Annotated in this window: 16 protein-coding genes; 10 read left to right on the top strand and 6 right to left on the bottom strand. The window is 55.6% G+C overall.

The window, feature by feature from the left end:
* Position 1 precedes the first annotated feature (1 nt).
* On the top strand, positions 2-880 hold the full coding sequence (gene lgt, locus B7994_RS05580) for a prolipoprotein diacylglyceryl transferase (RefSeq protein WP_088637473.1): 879 nt from the start codon (positions 2-4) through the stop codon (positions 878-880).
* 74 nt (positions 881-954) lie between these two features.
* Here lgt and rpmA read toward each other — a convergent pair whose 3' ends face one another.
* Together rpmA and rplU are read right to left on the bottom strand one after the other, a co-directional pair.
* Positions 955-1,218, bottom strand: coding sequence for a 50S ribosomal protein L27 (gene rpmA, locus B7994_RS05575; RefSeq protein ID WP_088637472.1), 264 nt, complete (start codon positions 1,216-1,218; stop codon positions 955-957).
* A 3-nt stretch (positions 1,219-1,221) separates the two neighbouring features.
* Positions 1,222-1,707 (bottom strand): 50S ribosomal protein L21, encoded by a 486-nt coding sequence (gene rplU / locus B7994_RS05570; RefSeq protein ID WP_088637471.1) that lies wholly within the window; start codon positions 1,705-1,707, stop codon positions 1,222-1,224.
* A 175-nt stretch (positions 1,708-1,882) separates the two neighbouring features.
* Between rplU and B7994_RS05565 the strand changes: the two genes are divergently transcribed.
* The 9 genes from B7994_RS05565 (at position 1,883) to B7994_RS05525 (ending at position 15,268) form a co-directional block, all read left to right on the top strand.
* On the top strand, positions 1,883-4,717 hold the full coding sequence (locus tag B7994_RS05565; RefSeq protein WP_088637470.1) for a glycoside hydrolase family 2 protein: 2,835 nt from the start codon (positions 1,883-1,885) through the stop codon (positions 4,715-4,717).
* A gap of 481 nt (positions 4,718-5,198) precedes the next feature.
* Positions 5,199-6,470, top strand: a complete 1,272-nt coding sequence (locus B7994_RS05560; RefSeq protein ID WP_088637469.1) for a glutamate-5-semialdehyde dehydrogenase — start codon at positions 5,199-5,201, stop codon at positions 6,468-6,470.
* Position 6,471: 1 nt separating this feature from the next.
* A complete protein-coding gene (gene hisI / locus B7994_RS05555; RefSeq protein ID WP_088637468.1) occupies positions 6,472-6,822 on the top strand; it encodes a phosphoribosyl-AMP cyclohydrolase in 351 nt (116 codons plus the stop codon).
* Positions 6,823-6,877: 55 nt separating this feature from the next.
* Positions 6,878-9,286, top strand: a complete 2,409-nt coding sequence (locus B7994_RS05550; protein WP_088637467.1) for an MMPL family transporter — start codon at positions 6,878-6,880, stop codon at positions 9,284-9,286.
* Positions 9,283-10,482, top strand: a complete 1,200-nt coding sequence (locus B7994_RS05545; protein ID WP_088637466.1) for a pyridoxal phosphate-dependent aminotransferase — start codon at positions 9,283-9,285, stop codon at positions 10,480-10,482. The genes B7994_RS05550 and B7994_RS05545 overlap by 4 nt, the downstream gene beginning before the upstream one ends.
* A 5-nt stretch (positions 10,483-10,487) precedes the next feature.
* Positions 10,488-12,563, top strand: coding sequence for an ATP-binding cassette domain-containing protein (locus tag B7994_RS05540; RefSeq protein WP_088637465.1), 2,076 nt, complete (start codon positions 10,488-10,490; stop codon positions 12,561-12,563).
* Positions 12,560-14,065 carry a serine/threonine-protein kinase gene (locus tag B7994_RS05535; protein ID WP_088637464.1) on the top strand — a complete coding sequence of 502 codons (1,506 nt, stop codon included), beginning with the start codon at positions 12,560-12,562 and terminating at the stop codon, positions 14,063-14,065. Before B7994_RS05540 ends, B7994_RS05535 begins: the two co-directional genes overlap by 4 nt.
* Positions 14,066-14,179: 114 nt before the next feature.
* Positions 14,180-14,614, top strand: a complete 435-nt coding sequence (locus B7994_RS05530) for a YraN family protein (protein ID WP_088637463.1) — start codon at positions 14,180-14,182, stop codon at positions 14,612-14,614.
* A gap of 60 nt (positions 14,615-14,674) precedes the next feature.
* Complete coding sequence (locus tag B7994_RS05525) at positions 14,675-15,268, top strand: L-threonylcarbamoyladenylate synthase (protein ID WP_088637462.1); 594 nt, start codon at positions 14,675-14,677, stop codon at positions 15,266-15,268.
* Between the two features lie 21 nt (positions 15,269-15,289).
* Here the strand turns inward: B7994_RS05525 and B7994_RS05520 are convergent, their stop codons facing one another.
* From B7994_RS05520 to B7994_RS05505, 4 genes are read right to left on the bottom strand one after another with little or no spacing between them, the layout of a single operon-like run.
* Positions 15,290-15,736 carry a hypothetical protein gene (locus B7994_RS05520; RefSeq protein ID WP_088637461.1) on the bottom strand — a complete coding sequence of 149 codons (447 nt, stop codon included), beginning with the start codon at positions 15,734-15,736 and terminating at the stop codon, positions 15,290-15,292.
* Positions 15,733-17,472, bottom strand: coding sequence for a c-type cytochrome (locus B7994_RS05515; protein ID WP_088637460.1), 1,740 nt, complete (start codon positions 17,470-17,472; stop codon positions 15,733-15,735). The genes B7994_RS05520 and B7994_RS05515 overlap by 4 nt, the downstream gene beginning before the upstream one ends.
* Positions 17,469-18,344, bottom strand: coding sequence for a 4Fe-4S dicluster domain-containing protein (locus B7994_RS05510; protein WP_088637459.1), 876 nt, complete (start codon positions 18,342-18,344; stop codon positions 17,469-17,471). Before B7994_RS05510 ends, B7994_RS05515 begins: the two co-directional genes overlap by 4 nt.
* 3 nt (positions 18,345-18,347) lie before the next feature.
* Positions 18,348-18,932: a cytochrome c3 family protein gene (locus B7994_RS05505; RefSeq protein WP_144063768.1), complete on the bottom strand. Its 585-nt coding sequence runs from the start codon at positions 18,930-18,932 to the stop codon at positions 18,348-18,350.
* Positions 18,933-18,938: the final 6 nt, after the last annotated feature.

Here is an 18,938-nt window from a genome sequence, read left to right as displayed (position 1 = left end):
TATGGAACCGACCTGGTGGAACCTGATACCGACTTACTTTGACGGAATAGCATTCACTATACCTATCCTGAACTTCCAAGTCCACTGGTACGGCATGATGTATATCTTTGCCTTCTTTACCGCCTACTTCACCATGTGGAAAATCAACTCGAAGGAGAAACTCGGGTATACGAAGGAGCAGTTCGACAACCTTTTCGTATGGGCCATCGCAGGAATCCTCATCGGGGCGCGTCTCGGGTACGTATTCTTCTACAAGCCGGGCTACTACTTCGCGAACCCGACGGAAATAATCCTCCCCCTCACGCACGATGCACTTGGCTGGCACTTCACGGGAATTGCAGGCATGAGCTACCATGGCGGCATGATTCTCGGTACAATTTTTGCCATCATCGGGATGAAGCGCAACAAGATGGACGTGTGGAAGACGCTCAACCTCTGCTTCCTCGCCGCCCCGCTCGCCTATACCTGGGGCCGTTACGGCAACTTCATCAACGGGGAACTCTTCGGCGAGGTGACCACGAGCGGAATCGGCATGTATTTCCCGATGGCGCACGACAGTCCGGTTACAAACCCGATTCTGCACCACCCGAGCCAGCTCTACGAAATGCTCTTCGAGGGGGTCATCCTGTTCGCCCTCCTCTATAACTTGCGCCGCATTCCTCTTCTGCGCGACAAGATGCCCTGCCTCTACCTGATGGGCTACGGCATATTCCGCTTCTTCATCGAGTTCTTCCGCAGGCCCGATGCCCACCTTGGCCGTGTCGACCTTTTCGGCATGAGCCGCGGCCAGACCCTCTGCAGCCTCATGATCCTTGCCGGAATCGTGTGGTTTGCCGTGATTATCTATAGGGAAAAGAAGGCCCGCAAAAACGCGGCATAAAGTCATCGCAAACTATATATATACAAGAAAACCGGGCGCTTTCGCGTCCGGTTTTCAAATTCGTTCAAAGCGGTTTAGTTGGCTTCTTCCGGGTAAACGGAGACCTTCTGGCGCTTCGCATCGACGTGTTCGAACTTCACGACGCCATCAACGAGGGAGAACAAGGTGAAATCCTTGCCCATGCCGACGTTGGTGCCCTTGTGGAAGTGGGAACCACGCTGACGAACGATGATGTTGCCAGCCTTGACGACTTCGCCTGCGTACTTCTTAACACCAAGATACTTGGCGTTGCTATCGCGGCCGTTACGTACGGAACCTTGACCTTTCTTATGTGCCATGGATTAAGCCTCCTTAGCCTTGCGGAGAGAGTTCTTCTTGACCTTGGCCGGCTTGGCGATGCCCTGGGCAATCTTTTCCTTGCGGGTAAGGGGCTTGTTCTGCTCCTTCTGCTTGGCAAGGGCAGCCACGCGAGCGCGGTTGCGTTCGATAACCTTGGAATCGACCTTTGCGGATTCTGCGCCGGAGCGAAGTTCCGTAACCAGCACCTCGGTATAGCCCTGACGATGACCGTTACGACGTTCGTAACGGGTACGACGCTTCTTCTTGAACACGATGACGGTGTCGTACTTGCCGTGGGCAAGAACTTCGACCTTCACGGAGGCGTCATTCAGGACAGGGGTGCCGACTTGCACTTCTTTTCCGGAGAAAAGAAGAACGGACTTGAGCTCCAGTTCGGAACCAACAGCGGCGTCAATCGTGGGGACCTTGTAGGCCTTGCCCAGCTCGACTTTATACTGGAAACCACCTGTTTCAACAATAGAATACATTTTTGTAATCCTTTTTTTGGTTGCTATTGGGACCCCAAATATAGAAAAGTTTAGAGTCTTGTAAAGACAAATCCCATAAAAAACATCATTTTTCGCATATTTCTTTCCCCTCCAACCCACCGCCTAGCCTCTAAAATTCTATCTTTTACGCCAAATTTTTATAAAGGACATCCGAATGAATAAGATTATGAGCCTTGACGGCGACTGGCAGATGAAGTGGGACACTGAAGATTCCGGCATTTCCAACCGCTGGTACGCCACCTACCCCGAAGACACGGAAACAGTATCCGTTCCGCATATCTGGGAAAGGTCGTTTGAAAAGCTCCTGATGTCGCAAGACTGCGCGTTCTATTTTAAGCGTTTTACCATCGAAGACGAAAAACAGGTCACAAAGCGCATTTTCCTCCGTTTTGAACGTATCGCCACGCACGCCACCATCTGGCTTAACGGCAAGCTGCTCGGCGACCATTTTGGCTCCTACACCCCGTTTATCCTCGAGACCCAGAAGGCCATCAAGCTCGGCGAAGAGAACGTGCTCTGCATCCGCGTGGCCAACATGGGTGCCGCCAACAGCCGTATCGACTTCGGGCGCGAAACCAAGGAAGGCGCCAACGACCGCTACGCCCACCCGAGCGAAGTGCCGGTCGGCCTGCCTTGGACGCAGTACCCGTTCGGAGGCATTTTCGGCCATGTCGACCTGATTCTCGGCAATGCCGCCTTCATTTCGGACCTGCACGTGGAACCCGACATGGACCAGGAACGCGTGACGCTCGAAATCGCGTTCAACAACCCCCGCGGTTTCAGCACCCGCCTGCGCATCCTCATGCGTAACCCGAACGGCGACGTGTACGAATGGTTCAAGGACAATCCGAAACTCGACAAGGAAAACACGACCTACCGCCTGGTGCTCGGCATCAAGGACTTCAACCGTAGCAAGTGCGTGTGGAGCCCCGAAAAGCCCAATATGTTTGCCGTCGAAGTCCAGATGGAAATCAAGTCCGGCAAGGGCAAAGCCCCCGAATACGCATTCCCCGTAGTGCGCACATTCGGCTTCCGCAAGTTCGACTGCATCAAGGGCGACTTCTACCTGAACGACTCCATCCTCAAACTCCAGGGCGTAAGCTATAACCAGCAGTGGAGCGAGGGCGGCCTCTGGACAACGAACAACCCGAACCTCAAGAAGGACCTCCTCGCCGTGAAGGCTGCAGGCTTCAACGCCATCCGCAGCTGTGGCGCACCCCTGAGTAACGAGGCTCTCGACATCTGTGACGAAATTGGCCTGCTTGTTTTCCAGGAATTCCCCATCCACACGATGCGTTCCACGACAACCGGTCTAGACTACGCGAAGAACCTCATCAACGATATCGTCAAGGAACAGCACAACCATCCATGTATCGCGGCCTGGGTGCTCGGTTCCGAGAACGGCACGTTTATGCTCCAGAACGGCAACAAGCTCCTGAACGCCATCAGCCCTGTCGACATGACGCGCCCGACTATCAGCAACCTCGATAGTATCTATATCGACAACGAAGGCAACTTCCGCAAGGATACGGGCAAGCTCCTCCCCGTCTCCGTCGACCGCATTTCGCAGTTCGCCTCGCTCTCGGTTCGCCCGAGGATGACCCCGAACGCCGCCTACACGCACTACCTCGCCCACTGCTTCAACAAGGACGAGGAAGAACTGATGGTGCCCGATTCCGGTTTCGGCGACAGCCACTTCCAGGACGGCGAAGACAGCTCCGCGACCGACGTCAGCAACAAGATGCTGGTGACCATCAAGAACCACACCCTGCTCCCGAACTCCGCGACCAACATCAAGGGACCGCGCGGCGTCAAGAACCAGAAGGCCGTCAAGAACACGTACAAGGCCATCGAAACCTTCGTCAAGGAATCCGGCCTTTCCGTGTGGGACTCCGTCGCCTCGTTCATCGAATGCTCCCGCAACATTGCAACAAAGAGCAAGCTCGACCAGATTACCGCCTTCCAGAGTAACCCGCAGATTTCCGGGTTCTTCCTGGAACAGTGGGCGGACTTCGGCACCGACTTCTGCGGCATCTGCGACGAGAACCGCAAGAGCAAGGGCCTCGAGGAATTCTGCAAGGAAATCACGACCCCGAGCCGCGTGCTTATCAGCGAACTTGAACACGTGGTCGCCCCGCAGAGCGAAGTCAGTTTCCAGCTCACGCTCCTCAACAACGGCCGTCTCGAAAACGTTTCTGTCGACGTTAGCCTCATTGATGCAAGCGGAAAAGAACTCAACAAGCAGGAAATGGTCCCCGAGGAGACCACCGGCAAGACAAGCCTTACGCAGCTCGGCATCTGCACGCTCATGGCCCCGCGCAACACGGGCAAGTTCCAGATCCGTATCACCCTCAAGGACAACGGCAAGGAAGTCCATTCCTCTACCGAAGACCTGATCGTGATGGAAAGCGCCGACGTGAAGAGCGCTATGGAAAAGGTCTGCTTCCTCGACAACAGCGAAGAATCCAGCGACGCACTTGCAGCTCTCACCGGACCGGAGAAGATTATCTTTACGGCCAACCTGAGTTCCTGGCCCGACGAAATCCTCAACAAGATTGTCGACGTCACGAAGAATGGCGGCAAGACACTCCTGCTTTCGGACATGACGCCCGAAGACATCGACTTCATGAACCAGAGCCACAACTTCGACTGCACGGTCGAAGCAAACTGGAGCACCGGTGCAAACGGCATCAGCCTGCACTACCTCCCGAAGGATTCGGCGCTCCTGCCGGTGTTCGGCGGCGCAAGCGTGCTCGACCACAATGCGGCCGCAGTGATGCCAGGGCTCTCCCTGAATGAACTGCCGGGCGCAACCGTGTTCGCCCGCTCCGTGAGCATCAAGGACGGCGATGTGAAGACCGGCGTGGACATGCAGATGATCCCGTTCGGCAAGGGCAAGATCATGTTCAACCAGTTCAGCGTGTTCGAAGGCCTCGAAACGAACGCCCTCGCCGACGCGCTGTTCACCGCCATCGTGAACCTGCTCTAAGAATTTCGCAATGAATTTCTAAAGCCTCGCCTCGCGGCGGGGCTTTTTTTTCGTTTCGAGAGTCGCGCAAAAAAAAACAGGCGTTTTCCGCCGTTTTGACAGACTAAATGCGAAGGGTGGCACATTTAGTCCGTAAAATTACAAACAAATTAATCAGAAATCGCCCGCAAAAAACGACTTTTTGACGATTTCGCCCCTTTGACGCCCTCCAAAACGACTTTTTCGCTCATTTTTAATACAAACAAACTAATAAATTACAGACTAAACCCACAGGGGCCTGCATTTAGTCTGTCTTTTTCATGAAAAAAGCCCAAAACACAGCGCGAGCGGTATCAAAAAGACTCGGCGTGGAGAGAACACGCCGAGCCAAGCACCCAAGTCCGATACCTCGCGACTATAAGTTAATGTCGCGGGTAAAAACAAACCTGTACCATTAAAATACACTATTGTGTGACTAAAATCAATTTTCTATATTAAAAACATGACTCAAAATTATTCCAACTTGGAAGAGTATTCCGAAATCTTGGCAAAAAACGCCAAAAACGCAAGCAAGACAATCCGCACCCTGAGCGCAGAAAAACGTAGTGCGGTGCTGAACCTCGTGGCAAAACTGCTCCGCGAGCAAAAGCCGGCCATTCTCGCCGCCAACAAGCTCGACCTTGAGGCTGCCGCCGGAAAACTCGACGACTCGAAGATGGATCGCTTGACCCTGAACGACGCCCGCATCGAAGCCATGGCCAAAGGAGCCGAAGAAATCGCCGCCTTTGCCGACCCGCTGAACCGCGTGCTCGAAAGCCGCGAACTGAAGAACGGCATCAAGATTAGCCGCGTGGCCGTGCCTATCGGCGCCGTGTTCTTTATTTTTGAAAGCCGCCCGAACGTAACCATCGACGGTGCTTGCCTTTGCTTCAAGGCGGGCAATGCCGTGATTCTCCGTGGCGGCAAGGAATCGCTCAACTCCGCGAAGTGCCTCGCCGGAATCTTCCATGCGGCACTTGAGCAGAACGGAGTCAACAAGGATGCCGTGCAGCTCGTGACCGAAACGAGCCACGACCTGGTGGGCATGCTCTTGCAACGCAACGATTGCCTTGACCTCGTCATCCCCCGCGGAGGTGAACGCCTGATCCGCGCGGTCGTTGAACAGAGCAAGATTCCCGTCATCAAGCACTTCAACGGCATCTGCCACGTGTATATCGACAAGTCCGCCGACATCGAGAAGGCGACCAACATCCTGATTAACGCGAAGACGCAGCGCACCGGCGTGTGCAACGCCATGGAATGCGTGATTTTCGACCGCCATCTCGCCGCAAACGACGTGAAGAAGATGCTTGACGCCCTCGTGGAACGCGGCGTGGAACTCTACGGCAACAAAGACGCCCAGAGCCACGACAGCCGCATCAAGGACATCGGTGACGACTCTAACTACCATCACGAATACCTCGCCCTCAAGGCAAGCGTCAAGTTCGTCGATAACGTCGCCGAAGCCTGCGACCACATCGAAGCAAACAGCAGCCGCCACACGGAAGCCGTTGTTGCAGAAGATACAAGCGTGCAGGACTACTTCGTGGCGAACGTGGACAGCAGCAGCGTGATGGTGAACGCGAGTACGCGCTTTGCCGACGGTGGCGAATACGGCCTCGGCGCCGAAGTGGGCATCTCTACCGACAAACTGCACGCCCGCGGCCCGATGGGCGTGGAAAGCCTCTGCAGCTACAAGTGGATCTTGCGCGGCAACGGCCAGGTGCGAGGATAAGATGAAATTCGAAGACCTGATTAAGGAAGTCAAGTTCGAAGTCGAAGTGGATGGAGTGAAACTCGCACCGGCCATCGTGCAGGACGCCGACAAGGGCGACGTGCTGATGATGGCATGGATGAACGAGGAAGCCCTCCGCCGCACGCACGAATGTGGCGAAATGGTGTTCTGGAGCCGTAGCCGCAAGGAATACTGGCACAAGGGAGACACCAGCGGGAACGTGATGACCGTCGTAGAATGGAGCGCCGACTGCGACTCCGATGCGCTTCTGTTCAAAGTGCGCATGAAGGGCCCGCAGGTCGCCTGCCATACGGGCGCCCGCAGTTGCTTCTTCAAAACGTGCGACAAGTAGTACATTCGCAACAAACTCGATATACAGGGGCCGACGATTAGTTATATTGTAACTGATGTTCACGCTTGTCAGTAAAATCGTCAGGAGGCTCACGCGTCTACCGATTGCGGTACTCGCATTGAGCGCAATCCTTGCCTTGATGAGCGCGTACCCCATAAGCAACCTGCGTTGGGACATCCAACTGCAAGACACGCTATCCTTCTTCAACCAGGAAAATAGCGACTACAAAAAAATCGAGAAGGATTTCGGCGGACTCGGAAGCCTTACCGTGGTCCTTCAAGCCAAAGACAGCCTGTTGAACTACAACACGGCAAAAGCGCTTGCCGAACGCCTACAGAACGACTCCCTTGTCCATTTCGTGGACTTCGAGACCGACGTCGACTTTTACACGCGCAATTCGCTCCTCTACATTGAGGAAAGCGACCTCGATACCATCATCAGTCGCGTTGCCATCCTCAAGAGGGCGGCCCTTTCCAAAAGCAATCCCTTCCTTGTAGACCTTGTCGAAAAAGATTCCTCCGAGGCACCAACAGCTAAAGCGCAGGCCGATCTCGAAAGCCTGCAGGACAAGTACTTTGGCCTTATGTCCGAAAGGTTCTCGAATAGAGAAGGGACAATCCGCGTAGTGGACATCTACCCCACGAATTCCCACACCGACCTCAAGGCGAGCCGCGCGCTACTTTCGAGGACAAGCGAGTATCTCTCCGAAATCATTAACGGGAAAGAAGTCAGCGTGTTCTACACCGGCAAGGTGCACGACACCATACGGCAGGGCAACACGATGCTCCCCGAAGCAAAGCTCGCCGGAAAACTCACTGCGCTCCTGATCCTGCTCCTGTATATCATCCATTTCTACAGGCAACCGCAACTCATCGTCATCTCGTCGATTGCAACGGCGCTCCCCATTCTCTACACGCTTGCGCTTGCGGCCCTCATCTACGGGCGCATAAATCTCTTTACGCTCCTGCTCGCGCTTGTGCTCCCGGGGCAGGCCTGCCAGGTCGTAAGCCACGTACTCAAGCGGTACTTCCTGGAGCGTGCGCGTAACCTACCCCCACAGCTCTGCATCGAGAGCGCCGTACTCGGAATCGGGCCCTCCACATGCGCGTACACGTGCATCATGGCCGGCCTTTTCGCATGCATGATCCTCGTACCGCTACCGGGCCTGCAGGAACTCGCCGTACTCGGGAGCCTCGGCACACTGTTGAACTGGGTTGTCACCATCCTCGTAACGACCGCATTGTTGCGCGTATTCCAAAAGAAGCGTCCATTTGCCGTGAACGATTTCCGCATCAACCGCGACTACACCATACAGCTTCTCCCCCGTACACTGAACATCGTCCTCATCGTCATCGTATCCGTAGCAAGCCTCGCCTGCCTTATCTACGGAGGGAAGAACCTCAAGTTCTTCTATGACTTCAAGAAGACCGAAATACAGAAACCTGCCTCCACCGCAGACTCGCTTATTGCGCAAACAGGCTTCCCCGAATACGACCCCATCATTATCGAATTTGCAGATGAAGAAGTCGGCAAGGAACTGTACAGGAACTTCATCAACCTGAAAAAGAAAAAGGCCATTCCAACCATCGCAAGCATGTACACCCTGGCCCAGTTCGGACCTAACATGAGCGATTCGCGCAAGGCAAAACTCGATTCCCTGCAAGAAATGCTGACCGGCAACTTCACCGCGAAAATGGATTCCAGGGAACTCAAGGCCTTCGCGCTCATCAAGGAATCTCTTGCCCGCAGGAACCTGGATACATACGACCAGCCCAAGAACGTACTGAACAAGTTCCGCGACAAGAAGGGCAACAACGGCGTATTCGCATTCATTTTCCACACCATCGACCCCACCGACGGGCTCGCCTGCCGAAAGCTCTACAAGGACATCCAGAAGCTGCAGGGCACACAAGGCAATGAATACCTCGCCACTGGCCTCCCGGTAATCCGTGCCGCAATTCTCGACAAGATCTTACAGAATCTCGACAAGACCATCACCGTCGGGAGTTTCCTGGTATGGTTCCTGCTCCTGCTCTACTACAACAGGCTGACCCGCGCCATATTCACTATCCTGCCCTCGATTTTTGCCATGAGCTGGCTGCTCATACTGATGAGGCTTTTCGGCATCGAGCTTTCCGTGTACAGTTCGCTAGCCTTCCCCATCATCATCGGCGCAAGCGTAGACGGTTCGCTACAGCTCTGGAGTGCGTTCTACAGCAAGCAGGGCGATACGGCCCTCACGGTGATGCAGAAGAAGTTCTCGGGCATCGCCATAAGCCAGATGGCTTCGCTTATCGCCTGCTACGGCCTCATGATTTCGTCTCACCCCGGCCTGCGTAGCATCGGCCAGGTCCTGCTCCTCGGACTGCTTTGCATATTCATGTCGCAGTTTACCATCTACCCCCTGATTGCGGGAGCCCTCGACCATTACCGAATTAAACAGGCCCAGAAAAAAGCAAAATGACACGCGCACTTTCTACAAAAACCGAAAACATCGCAGCATCGCTCACTGTCGCCATTGACACCCTTGCAAAGCAGATGATTGCCGACGGCAAGGACGTCGTGAGCCTCGGTGCCGGCGAACCTGATTTCCCGACTCCCACGCCCATCCAGGACGCCGCCTGCGAAGCCATACGTACCGGCAAAACGCGCTACACCGCACCCGTAGGCATTCTCGAGGTGCGCAAGGCCGTTGCCGAAAAACTCAAGAAGGAAAACGGCATCGACTACGCTCCCGAACAGATTATCATGACTAGCGGGGCGAAGCACGCCGTGTTCAATGCGCTAGCAGCGCTTGTAAACCCGGGCGACGAAGTGATTATACCCGCGCCCTACTGGGTCACCTACCCTGAACTCGTAAAGTGGCTCGGCGGCAAGCCCGTATTTGTGCAGGCCGGTATCGAAAACGACTTCAAGATTACGGCAAAGCAACTCAGCGAAGCCTGCACCGACAAGACAAAAGCAATACTCCTGAACAACCCGTGCAACCCGACCGGTTCCGTATATTCGCGCGAAGAGCTCGCAAGCCTTGCAAAAGTCATTGTCGAAAAAGACATCTACTGCATCTCTGACGAGGTATATGAATACTTCACCTACAGCGGAAGCTTTGTCAGTGCCGCCGCATTCGACGGGATGCCGGAACGCACGATTGTCGTGAACGGCTTTTCTAAATCGTACTGCATGACGGGATGGCGTATCGGCTATGACGCCGCGCCCGCACCGATTGCAAAGATCATCGGCAAAATCCAGGGACAGGCAACGCACCACCCGAGCAACGTGGCGCAATACGCGGCCCTTGCCGCACTCCAAATGGGCAAGGCAAGCACCGAAAGTATGTGCGCCGCTTTCAAAAAGCGCAGGGACTTCATGGTAGAACGCATGTCCGCCATTCTCGGCGAAAGCGTAAAGGCCCCGGCAGGCGCATTCTACCTGTTCCTCCCCGTCAGCAAACTCTACGGGAAAACAACCCCCGAAGGTACAAAAATCGAGGGTTCCATCGACTTCTGCAAGTTCCTACTCGAAAGCGAAGGGCTTGCTATTGTGCCGGGCGCCGCTTTCGGCGATGACACCTGCATGAGATTCTCTTATGCGGCAAGCGACGAATCGCTTGCGAAAGCCTGTGAACGTTTTGAGCGCGGAGTGAAATCGCTCCGCGGGTAAGCACCATGTTCCATATCGTCACACCGTGCAAGGACAGGCCCTTTACCATAGGGCGAAAGGAAGGAAGCGACCTCCACTTCCCCGAACGGTTCGTGTCGAGAGAACATGCCATCATAGAACGCATCGAGACCGCGGCCGGCCCCGAATGGCGCATCAAGAGCCTCACCGAAAACAGTTTCACGCTCCTGAACGATGTACAGGTCACCGATTCGGAAATCCACGACGGCGATGTCATCGGGATTGGCGTAAAGCAGATGCGCGCGAACCTGAAGGACGGAGAGCTTTCCCTGCTGCTGTTCGACGTGAACGACGAAGTGGAAAAAATCGAACTCACCGATTCCCCTGCAAAGTACGAAATTGACGAGGAAGGCTTTAAAAACGAAATTCAGTTCAAGGCCAATGCGAACGGAGCAGAACTCCAGTTCAGGCACGCGGTAACCGATGAGAACGGCAAGCGCTACAAGAAAATTCTCCTGAACGAAGGAGAAACGACCCACTACGACCAGACGGAAATCGCAGTAAAGGACGGGGCGGTATTGCTCCGGAAAGCGTCCGTAGGGTTCGATATCCATGTGCGCAATCTAGACGTTTTCGCCGGCAAAAAACAACTGCTTTCGGGCATAGATTTTGATTTGCCCGCAGGCGAAATACTTGCAATAATCGGGCGATCCGGCCAAGGAAAGTCAAGCCTGCTCAAGCTCTTCGAAGGCACTTACCGCAAGGGCGAAGATAGCGAAGTGAAAATCGGCGGCGTCGACTACCGCTGCAAAAAAATACGCGAGCGCATCGCCATACTCTCGCAAGACCCGCCACTGCGCGAAGACTTGACCGTCGACGAAACGCTCCGTCACGGAGCCAGAATCGCGATGGATTCACACGACTTCCGCAAGAACGCCGAAGGGCGACTCGAAAAGTTCTGCGAACTTTTCGGGCTCAGCGACCGCCGTACGCACCGCATAAAGACGCTGAGCGGCGGCGAGCACCGCCGTGTCGCCCTCGCCGCGGAACTCATGGGCAATCCGGGCCTCATCATTCTCGACGAGCCCCTCTCGGGCCTCGATCCGTTCAATTCACGCATCCTCTGCTCGCATTTAAAGCAACTCGCCTTCCTCGGGCATACGATAATCCTCACCACGCACAGTTACGAGGCGCTCCACATCGCGAACAAGGTACTCGTGCTACACCGCGGAGAACAGGGATTCTACGGGACGCCGCAAGCCGCCTACCAGTATTTCAAGACTAACGACCCCGAGACAATCCTTTCGAACCTCGGGCACGATGCTTCTTCCGCCTGGAAGGAATCGGGCATCGCAAGCCGCGACACCGTTCAGAACAACTGCGAGCACATCTACTTTTCGAGCCGCAGCAACAGCGAATCGCTCCTGTACGGCATGAAACTCCTGCTCAAGCAGTGGTTCCGCGACAAGGGAAAGACAGCAGCACTCCTGTTGCAGCCGTTCATCATCGGTTTCCTCTTCTCGCAGATTTTCTCGGCGTCGTCCTCGCTGTGGACCGTCTCCTTCGCGATAATCCTGTGCGCCAACTGGTTTGCACTATCGCTTTCCATCCGCGAAATCGTACAAGAAAAAGAGATCGTCCGCGGTGAACTGCGCAAGGGTCAAAAGACAATCCCCTACTATGCAGGCAAGCTGCTACTCCCCTCCATCGCGGCGTTTATCCAGACCGCAATCGTCTACGCATTTGTCGCCTACCGCATTACCGTGCACCCCTCGCCCGCCCTGCTTGCGGCCACATTCGCCTGCACTGTTGCGCCCGCTGTGGCTATGGGCCTGCTCGTCAGTTCGCTTTCCAAGAATTCCGGGCAGGCAAACGCTTTCCTGCCACTCATCATCATCCCGCAGGTAGCACTCGCCGGAGCGCTCGTGCCCTTCGACCAGATGCAACATATCGGCAAGTGGCTTTCGACCATCGTCTGGTCGCGTTACAACCAAAGTTCGCTCCTGAACCTGCTGCTGGAACGCCCCGACAACATGCGTAACGCCATTTCCGCGCTAACGCTCGCCCTTATATTTTGTATAATTACCGCAATAATTCTCCACAGTTCGAAAAAAGCAAAATGACCGCAAACGACGTACAGCATTTTCCCCGTCCGTTCAACGACAACTACGACCTGATCGGCACACTCGGCAAAGGGGGAATGGGGCTAGTCTACAAGGCTCTCGACAAGAAACTCAAGCGCGAAGTCGCGTTCAAGATCCTGGACGCCTCCGCTGACGGCGAAGCAATCCAGCGATTCTACCTGGAAGCCCAGGCCATGAAGGAACTGGACCACCAGAACATCGTGCACGTTTTCGACTTCGGAAAGCAGAACAACCAGCTCTTTATCGCGATGACCTACGTGCAGGGCTACTCGCTTTCCGACGTTCTCCAGAAGCAGAGCAAGCTCCCCTTTGACGCCATCGAACTGATTATCCGCCAGATTGCACGCGGCCTCCTTTACGCCCACAGCAAGGGTATCGTCCACCGCGACGTGAAGCCCTCCAACATCATGCTCACCCGCGACAACCGCGTGTACGTGATGGACTTCGGCATTTCCTACATCCAGGAGATGGAAAAAGACAGGCTCACCAAGACGGGCATGACAATGGGAACGCCCGAATACATGAGCCCTGAGCAGTGCCACGGTGACGAGGTTTCGCTCCAGTCCGACATCTACAGCATGGGCGTTATCTTGTACGAGATGACCTGTGGCCGCCTTCCCTTCCAGGGGAACCGCCCCGTAGAAATCGCACTCAAGCACGTGCAGGAACCGCCTCCGGACCCAAGACAGTTCCGCCCCGACATGCCACCGGGACTATCGGAACTTATCCTCAAGTGCCTCAAGAAAAAACTCAACGAGCGCTACCACGACATGCAGGAATTCCTCGACGACTGTGACCAGGTTTTCCCGCAAAAAGAAACCCACGGGAACATGAAACTCGGCAAGAAGCAGTCCCTGCTCCGCCACGGCACCACGTCCATCGCCGAAGCCGCAACAAAAATCCCGGCCAGTGTGCGCGTCATCCGCAGGCGTCTTACTGCTCTCGCAATTTCCCTATTCCCGCTCATCATATTGCTGATGGTGCTCCTAATGCTCACGTACAAGCCCGAAAACACGCTTCGTGACATCGAGTGGGACGACGCCATCGGAAACTTTGAACAGTCCGCTATCGAGGCAGACGTCTCGGGCGGATACCCGCTCGACAACCTCACAGACGGCGACCTCAAAACGGCCTGGCTCACTGCCATGCCCGCAAAGCCGCAGAATCCAGTGCTTACGATGTTCTTTGACAACGTAACACTCATCACCCACATCGGTTTCGCCGTCGGTTACCAGAAATCTGTCGACGACCCGTTCGGCGACCGCTTCCGCATATTCAAGAAGCCCAAGTCGCTCACACTGGAAACAAAGGAAGGATTCAAGCAGAAAGTCCTGCTCGACAATATCAAGGGAATGCAGTACCCGACAATCCAGGCGATGGAAACAAGCGAAATCAAGATCTACCTTGACGAAGTTTACGACGCCGACAACAAGGACTTCGCCATATCGGAAATAAAGATGCTCGGAATGGAACTCCACTAGCAAGTTTAAACATAGCTCCGTAAGCAGGGCGACCCTATTAGAACATGCGAATCAACGCGTGTTCTTTTTTTATAGAGGAAAAACATGATAAAAAGAGATAGCCACAATTTGCAAATGATTCGCAAATTTAAAAACACGCAAGACGGAGGCAATAAAGCCTCGAACCGCCCCAAGGGCAACTTCATCGAGTCGCAGGCGGCGGCATACCTGCGCAGGCTCGGCTACGAGATTATCGCCCGCAATTACGCCTACCAGGGAGGAGAACTCGACATTGTCGCCCGCGAAGGCGATACCATCGTGTTCGTGGAGGTAAAATCCGTATGGAACAACCAGCAAGGTAACCCGGCGGCGCGCGTGAACGCAGCGAAGCAGAAGAAAATCTGGAAAACCGCCTGCCACTTTTTACACACGCACCGGGACGATGCCCCCAAGGGTTTCGACCAGCCCTGCCGTTTCGACGTGCTTTCGGCGCGCGTGTACCTAAAACCGCTGCAGTTCAGCCATATCAAGAACGCCTTCGAAGGCTCGCAGGTCATTCCACAATGCTAGCGACATATATTCCGGGCTATTGCAAGAGCCGTCTCCGCGCCCCTTTTTTATATTATCGCCATGCGTTTCGAAGTACATCCAGTGAATCCGCAGGCGAGAATCGTAAAGCTTGCCGCTGCCGCCCTCGAGGACGACGGTCTCGTACTCTACCCCACCGAATCCGGCTACGCCGTCGGCTGTAACGCCGAGTCACCGAAGGCAATCCACAAACTTTACGCGCTAAAGAAGCCGATGAAGAAGTTCTTCATGGCGCTCATCATCCCCGACATCCGTTCGGCAACCGACTACGCCCGCATCGACAACTTCGCCTTCAACATCATGAAGCCCCGCGTACCCGGACCCTATACGTTCATCCTGCCTGCCGACCCGCATATCGCACGCAGGCTCGACGTAAAGCGCCCCGAAATAGGCGTGCGCATGCCCACACACCCGTTTTTCAAGGAACTGTTCCAGCATTTCGACAAGCCCATCCTGAGCACGGCGGCGAAACTTTCGGAAGAGGACATCTACGAACCGGATGAAATCTGGAAGACCTTCGAACACTCCGTTGAAATGATGGTCGACTGCGGCCCAATCGAGATCAACCCGACGAACATCATAAGCCTTATCGGCGACAAAATAGAAGTGCTGCGCGGCGACCTGCTCGACCCGTAGCCTAAACGAATTTTTGCACGCCTAGAAGAACACCCAGACGGCAATCCAGTAGGCCATCAGGGCGAATTCCATACCCTGCGAGATTCGCGAGAGGAACGTGGAGCCAAACACCGACACGCATATCGCAATAATGCGTGTCCACGGCATATCGATTCCATGGTAGTAAAGCGAAATCCCGCCAAAGAATTCAATCCACAGCCACATCACCTGCGCCATGAGCAGGTAGCGGCGACGCTTGTTCGGAAGTGCCGTCGTCGAGAAACACAGGCAAAGAGCAAGCATGCGGAACGGGTATGATTCCATCATCGGCTGCGACATATCGCCGGCAAGGAACGCATAGAAACCGAACACGACAAGCGAAAGGAACAGGAAGAACGCTTCCTTGAATAGCCTGATAGGACGATGCCACAGGAACTGCGCCATGGCAAGCGAGAGCAGGCAAGCAAAGGCATTCATCAACGGGGTCATGGGGCGGCCTCCGTTGTTTCATTTGTTTCGGGCGCCGGGATGTCTGCCGGGGCGAGCGAACGCATGTACCGCACAAGAGCGCGAGCTTCCGACTCGGTAATGCGGTCTCCATACGGATTCATGTTGGTTCGACCGTTCAAAATCACATGCACAAGCGAATCCTCGCCGAGGGAATCAAGCCGAGCAGCAGTCAGTTTCTGCGGAACCGGATAGAATTCGCGGATAAACTTCTCGTTGAACTTGCCATCCGTTCCATGACAGCTACTGCAACGAGCATTCCACATAGCGCGGGCATGGAGGGAATCGGGAACGACCGCAGAGCCGCCCTCCACAAACTGAGGGATATCCACGCCTGTCAAATACTTCGAAGGAGTAGACGATCCGCCCGCATAGAACATTCCCGCAAGGAAGGCAAATAAAGCAACACATACAATAATGATTAATTTCAGATATCGAGAACCGCGTCCGATGTTCCAGGCCGGGCGTGCACAAAGCACGACAGAGGCCACAAGCGCCACAATCGGGAAAAACAACGCTGCCACGTTCGGGAGCCCGAGGGCGACCGTATCGAATGCCGGCCTCGAGACCGCCCAGAGCGTGTAGACTAGCGCCACGAGTACACCGACAAGCAGCGGGAAGCGCAATACGATAAATTCGCGACTTGTAAGCGGTTCCGTATGGTGTTCCACGACAGGGGCAGGTTTTTCGTCCACTTCACCGAACAGTAGTTCGTCCCCTTCGATGGGTTTACGCAACTTTATGCGCAATAGCACAAGCAACGTTGTAAATAACCCGACAGAGAAGACGATAAGGCCCATATCGATCCACCCGAACTCGCGCGGTTCGGCAGGCATCACGAGATAGAAGCGTTCAAGCCACAGCCCGAGCAGCACCGAGCCCGATACAAACAGGCGGCCGATTGCACTCTCGCGGAAGGTGGACACCCACCAGAGTTGCGGCAGGAGCGCCCCGAAAGCGAAAACGGAGAAATTCCAGTCGCCCTTCAGCGCAAAGTTCCAGGCCCAGAAGGCAAGCATCACGAAGGAGCCAGCCACCATGAGCTTCTCGAGCATGCGGACACGACAGCCCTCGGCCACAAGGAGAACGTTCACCATAGCGAGGCCCGAATAGATGGCGCCCGCGATAAAGTACAGCGGGAAGAACGCCCCGCGCCACTCCGGCACGAACGTCACCGCGAAATCGAGGCTCACGATCGTATGCACCCAGAGCACCAGCGGGAAGAGCAGCCACGCCATCGGGCGGCGCAAGTTCTCGAGTGCCTGGAAGCGGTCCGAAAGCAAGTGAATGACGAAGAATACCAGCGAGAGAATTGCGTAGATGGCGATGCAACAGAAGTCCCAGACTAGCGGGGACCCGACGTTGGCGAAGGTTCCACGTGCATCGAGGAACGGAATAACCATGTAGAAGTTTTCCACCACACCGAGATGCATGAGCGGGAAGACGGCCGCAACGACGAGCGCACACAACGTCGTGAGTTCGGCAAGCATCGAAGTGCGACGGTCTAGCGAAACACCGAGTGCAAGGAGAATGGCCGAAATGAGCGTCCCCGCATGGGCAAGGCCTATCCAGAACACGAACAGGCTTATCGGTGTTCCCCAGAAGGTACGCGCATCAAGCGACCAAGCGGCAGGACCTTCCCAGAGGGAATATCCGAGCGCGGCCAAACCGGGCAACAGGAGCGCAAGGCCCGCATATAGGAGGATGCGGAAAATCAACGACGCCCCCTCATGTAGACGATGGACGGGTCGAGCGATGCGATTGCCTTCGGGGCATAAAGCACGCGGTTCTTGGCGGCAACTACCAGCGGGGAGCTATCATCGAGCCAGTTGCCGAATATGATGGCGTTCTTCGGGCAGGCGGCGGCACAGGCCGTCGTCACGCCGCGACCACGCCAGCTTTCGAGCGGGTGAAGAGCCTTGAAATCTTGGCGGCTGTCCTGCAGGCGCTGCAGGCAAAGCGAGCACTTTTCCATCACGCCCTTCTCGCGGACGGGAACGCCGGCGTTAAACTTGAGCGAACGGCCCGAAGCAATCGGGTCATCGAAATTGAACTTGCGGGCACCCATCGGACAGTTCGCCCCGCAGAAGCGGCTCCCGGTACAGCGCTTGTACATCATCGCGGAGACGCCGTCGGGTGTGTGGTTCGCAGCACCCGTCGGGCAAACCTTCTCACAGGGAGCGTCGCCGCAGTGAAAGCACATCGCAGGAGCTCCGCCGAAAAGTTCTATCCAGTGCATGAACTGCCCGCGGGCAATCTGCTCCGGGCCCGAAAGCGGGATGTTGTTCTCCTGGATGCAGGCAAGCACACACTTGCCGCAGGCATCGCAGGCATCCAAGTCGATAGCCATGCCGAAGCGGTTTTCCGAGGATGCGCCCGGAGTCTTGAGAGCCGCGGGTATCGGCACTCGCACGAGTTCCATCCCGGGCTTCATCCTGGAGAGAGCGAGGCGCACCTCGTTCTCGAAGTCGGCAAGCTTCGGAGCCGCCGCACGTTTGACTGGAGTACCGAACAGGCCGTCACGGCAGCCGAACAGGGCGAAGCCCGCTACCGTCATCGAGAAAAGTTTCAGGAATTCGCGCCTATCCATAAACTACCTGTGGCATGCGGCGCAGTAGGTGGCCGCCCGCTTGAAATTCTTCTGTTTGAACGTATCGCCCCTGTGGCAGGCGATACACATCTGCATGCTGAAATTGTCGTCGCCGTACACGTCAGCCTTCTGGGCAGGACCGCGGGTCGCGCCGGCCTTCTGGGAAGAACCGCCCGCGAAACTGCGGTGGCATTCCGCACACTCGACTCCGGCGGCCGCGTGTACCCCGTGGTGGAACACCACGTGCTCCGGCAATTCGGGCTCGTGCTCCCAGGGGTATGCCGGAGCGGCGGCCAGCGCCGAATCCAGCTTCTCGATTCCGGGATTTTCAGTGAGCGGCAGGCGGTGGCAATCCATGCAGTCCGCCTTCGCCGGCATATACGCGCGGGCAGCAGATGCCGCACCCGTATGGCATGCCGTGCAGGCCAAACCAATTGAATCGCCATGAAGCGCATGGAAAAAAGCAATGGACGAGGGGCCGCTCGTATCGGCACCAACACGCACGGGAGTCGCCTTCTGGCAAAAGAGGAAATCCGCCAAAAAGAACGCGCACACAACCGCAAAAATGCCACCCATCCAATACTTCAAGCACAG

It is taken from the genome of Fibrobacter sp. UWR2, assembly GCF_002210285.1.
Taxonomy (GTDB): domain Bacteria; phylum Fibrobacterota; class Fibrobacteria; order Fibrobacterales; family Fibrobacteraceae; genus Fibrobacter.
The sequence above is the reverse complement of the archived record's forward strand: the minus strand, read 5'-3'. Positions and strand labels throughout refer to the sequence as shown.

Coding starts and splice junctions, on each gene's coding strand:
- lgt (WP_088637473.1), top strand. CDS start 2: ATGGAACCGACCTGGTGGAACCTGATACCGACTTACTTTGACGGAATA.
- rpmA (WP_088637472.1), bottom strand. CDS start 1,218: ATGGCACATAAGAAAGGTCAAGGTTCCGTACGTAACGGCCGCGATAGC.
- rplU (WP_088637471.1), bottom strand. CDS start 1,707: ATGTATTCTATTGTTGAAACAGGTGGTTTCCAGTATAAAGTCGAGCTG.
- B7994_RS05565 (WP_088637470.1), top strand. CDS start 1,883: ATGAATAAGATTATGAGCCTTGACGGCGACTGGCAGATGAAGTGGGAC.
- B7994_RS05560 (WP_088637469.1), top strand. CDS start 5,199: ATGACTCAAAATTATTCCAACTTGGAAGAGTATTCCGAAATCTTGGCA.
- hisI (WP_088637468.1), top strand. CDS start 6,472: ATGAAATTCGAAGACCTGATTAAGGAAGTCAAGTTCGAAGTCGAAGTG.
- B7994_RS05550 (WP_088637467.1), top strand. CDS start 6,878: ATGTTCACGCTTGTCAGTAAAATCGTCAGGAGGCTCACGCGTCTACCG.
- B7994_RS05545 (WP_088637466.1), top strand. CDS start 9,283: ATGACACGCGCACTTTCTACAAAAACCGAAAACATCGCAGCATCGCTC.
- B7994_RS05540 (WP_088637465.1), top strand. CDS start 10,488: ATGTTCCATATCGTCACACCGTGCAAGGACAGGCCCTTTACCATAGGG.
- B7994_RS05535 (WP_088637464.1), top strand. CDS start 12,560: ATGACCGCAAACGACGTACAGCATTTTCCCCGTCCGTTCAACGACAAC.
- B7994_RS05530 (WP_088637463.1), top strand. CDS start 14,180: ATGATTCGCAAATTTAAAAACACGCAAGACGGAGGCAATAAAGCCTCG.
- B7994_RS05525 (WP_088637462.1), top strand. CDS start 14,675: ATGCGTTTCGAAGTACATCCAGTGAATCCGCAGGCGAGAATCGTAAAG.
- B7994_RS05520 (WP_088637461.1), bottom strand. CDS start 15,736: ATGACCCCGTTGATGAATGCCTTTGCTTGCCTGCTCTCGCTTGCCATG.
- B7994_RS05510 (WP_088637459.1), bottom strand. CDS start 18,344: ATGGATAGGCGCGAATTCCTGAAACTTTTCTCGATGACGGTAGCGGGC.